Origin of the sequence: Pseudoalteromonas ostreae, from assembly GCF_018069805.1 — a bacterium.
In the GTDB taxonomy this organism is placed as follows: domain Bacteria; phylum Pseudomonadota; class Gammaproteobacteria; order Enterobacterales; family Alteromonadaceae; genus Pseudoalteromonas; species Pseudoalteromonas ostreae.
In genome coordinates, this window is record NZ_JAGPYN010000051.1 from 1 (window position 1) to 2365 (window position 2365).

The 2365-nt window shown below is 43.5% G+C and carries 3 protein-coding genes; all 3 read left to right on the top strand.

Annotation, left to right across the window (positions count from 1 at the left end; all coding sequences use genetic code 11):
• The first annotated feature begins 80 nt into the window (after positions 1-80).
• The 3 genes from tnpA to tnpC all read left to right on the top strand — a co-directional run bounded on the left by tnpA (position 81) and on the right by tnpC (position 2343).
• A complete protein-coding gene (gene tnpA, locus J7338_RS20415) occupies positions 81-380 on the top strand; it encodes an IS66 family insertion sequence element accessory protein TnpA (RefSeq protein WP_210798808.1) in 300 nt (99 codons plus the stop codon).
• On the top strand, positions 377-724 hold the full coding sequence (tnpB, locus tag J7338_RS20420; protein ID WP_210798809.1) for an IS66 family insertion sequence element accessory protein TnpB: 348 nt from the start codon (positions 377-379) through the stop codon (positions 722-724). Before tnpA ends, tnpB begins: the two co-directional genes overlap by 4 nt.
• A 95-nt stretch (positions 725-819) precedes the next feature.
• On the top strand, positions 820-2343 hold the full coding sequence (gene tnpC, locus J7338_RS20425; RefSeq protein ID WP_210798810.1) for an IS66 family transposase: 1524 nt from the start codon (positions 820-822) through the stop codon (positions 2341-2343).
• Positions 2344-2365 lie beyond the last annotated feature (22 nt).

Genomic DNA, 2365 nt, shown 5'->3' on the forward strand with positions numbered 1-2365 from the left:
GTAAGCGTCTAGCAAAATGCACCTGCCAGTCACTCGTCAAAATGATTAAGCTATTTCCGAATTTCAATGAGGAGATAGCCATGAGAAAAATGCGTAGCCTTGAGCAGTGGCGCAACATTATCGAAGAACAACAAGCCAGCGATTTAACTATTACTGAGTTTTGCCAGCAACATGCCTTATCAAAAACAAGCTTTTATGCGGCACGAAGTAAGCTTAATACTGAATCCGGTAGTTTTGTTCAAGCAAAAGTCACTAAACACGTCGCCCCCACTGAACAGCAACAGCCGATCACGCTTGCTATCGGCAGCGTAAAAATTAGCTTACCACCCACAATGCCTGTCGCCTATTTGAGTCAATTATTACGTGAGCTTGCCTTATGAAAATGTTTGTTGAACCAAAGTGTATTTACTTACACCGCGATGCTGTGGATTTTCGAAAATCCATTGATGGTCTGGTCGCAATCGTTGAGGGTGAGCTTGAACGTGATGCCTATACTGGCGCTTTATTTTTATTTTGCAACAAAGCGAAGGATAAACTCAAGCTGGTTTACTGGGATAAAACGGGGTTTGCTTTGTGGTACAAGCGATTAGAAAAGCAAAAGTTCAAATGGCCAAACAAAGCCAGTCTGCAAGAATTTGAGCTCAGTCCAGAGCAACTGGATTGGTTGTTGTCGGGATATGATGTGCTTGGCCATGAAGAGTTGCGGTATCAATCGATGATCTAATCGATCATATTGGCAGTAAATGATCGTTGCCACACCGTCTGTTTTATCTTTGCGTCAAGCAAGAAAACACCGTCAAATTCTGTTAAATTGCGAACATGAAAATTGATGCACACTCATTACCTGACGATCCTGTACAACTCAAGCGCATGGTGCTTGAGTTGCAACAGCATATGGATGAAAAGTTAGCTGAAAAAGACGCGCAAATTCACGAATTGCTACAAGCTTATAACGCGAAACTAGCCAAAGAGTACGCCAAAAAATCTGAAAAGATGCCGGGTGCAGGCGAAGTATTCAATGAAGCAGAAGACATTCTTGATGAACATGATAAAGCGCTATTGGCCACATCGGCCTCAGTAAAGACAGAAAAAGCCAAACCGAAACGCCGCCCACTGCCGGCTCAGTTACCCCGAGTTGAGGTCGTTGTTGACCTTGATGAAGGTGATAAAAAGTGTGATTGCTGTCAAAGCCCCCTTCACAAAATGGGTGAAAGCAGCAGTGAAGCACTCGAATTTGTGCCAGCGCATATCAAAGTCATCAAAACCATTCGTCCAAAATATACGTGCCGTCACTGTGAGCGAGAAGGCATTGAAAGTGTGGTGAAAACCGCAAAAATGCCCGCAACAGTCATTCCAAAAAGCATCGCAACGCCCAGCCTGCTGAGCCAAATAATCATGTGTAAATACCAGTTTGGCTTACCGCTTTATCGCCAAGAAACGTTATTTTCTGATATCGGTATTGAGTTGAGCAGGCAAACCATGTCGAGCTGGATGTTACGCTGTGCTGAATTGTTGTCACCGCTCTATCAGTGTTTAAAAGAAATCTTGTTATCTCAAGCGGTTATTCATGGCGATGAAACCTCGTTAAACGTTATTAACGCAGAGAAAGCGACCAGCTATATGTGGCTGTATTGTTGTGGCGATGATAAGCAGGGTAAAGGCACTAATATTGTCCTGTTTGATTACCATAACAGTCGCGCAGGCCACTGTGCGGTTGATTTCCTTGATGGTTACGAAGGCTACATGCACGTTGACGGCTACAAGGCTTACGAGCAAACGAATGCAACACTGGTTGCGTGCTTAGCCCATATGCGCCGTAAATTCATCGAGGCTAAAGGCAATAATAAAAAAACCGTCAAAGCAGATGTAGCACTAAACCTTATTCGCAAGCTCTACGGTATTGAGCAAGCCATCAAAGATAAATCGCACGATGAAAAGTTCAAGATTAGGCAGAGAAAAGCCAAACCAATCGTTGATGAATTGTATCAATGGTTGATAAAGCATAAAGATAAAATCCCACCTAAAATGGCGCTAGGTGAAGCAATTACCTATGCGATAAATCAGTTTGAGAAATTTCGGCGATACCTAGATGATGGCAGGCTCAGTATTGATAACAACCGTGCAGAGCGAGCTATAAAACCGTTCGTAATAGGGCGAAAAAACTGGTTGTTCTCAAATACCAGCAATGGTGCACATGCCAGCGCCATACTCTATAGCCTTGTTGAAACCGCAAAGGCAAATGATCTTGTAGTGCATGACTACATCTCAACGTGCTTGCAACATATTGCAGAGCAGCCAAATAACCTTGAGCCACTGCTACCTTGGAATATTAAGCAAGGCTAGGTGTCGTTAGCTATACGCTTAC

Excerpts from the sequence above, each read along its gene's own strand:
- tnpA (WP_210798808.1), top strand. The coding sequence starts at position 81 with ATGAGAAAAATGCGTAGCCTTGAGCAGTGGCGCAACATTATCGAAGAA.
- tnpB (WP_210798809.1), top strand. The coding sequence starts at position 377 with ATGAAAATGTTTGTTGAACCAAAGTGTATTTACTTACACCGCGATGCT.
- tnpC (WP_210798810.1), top strand. The coding sequence starts at position 820 with ATGAAAATTGATGCACACTCATTACCTGACGATCCTGTACAACTCAAG.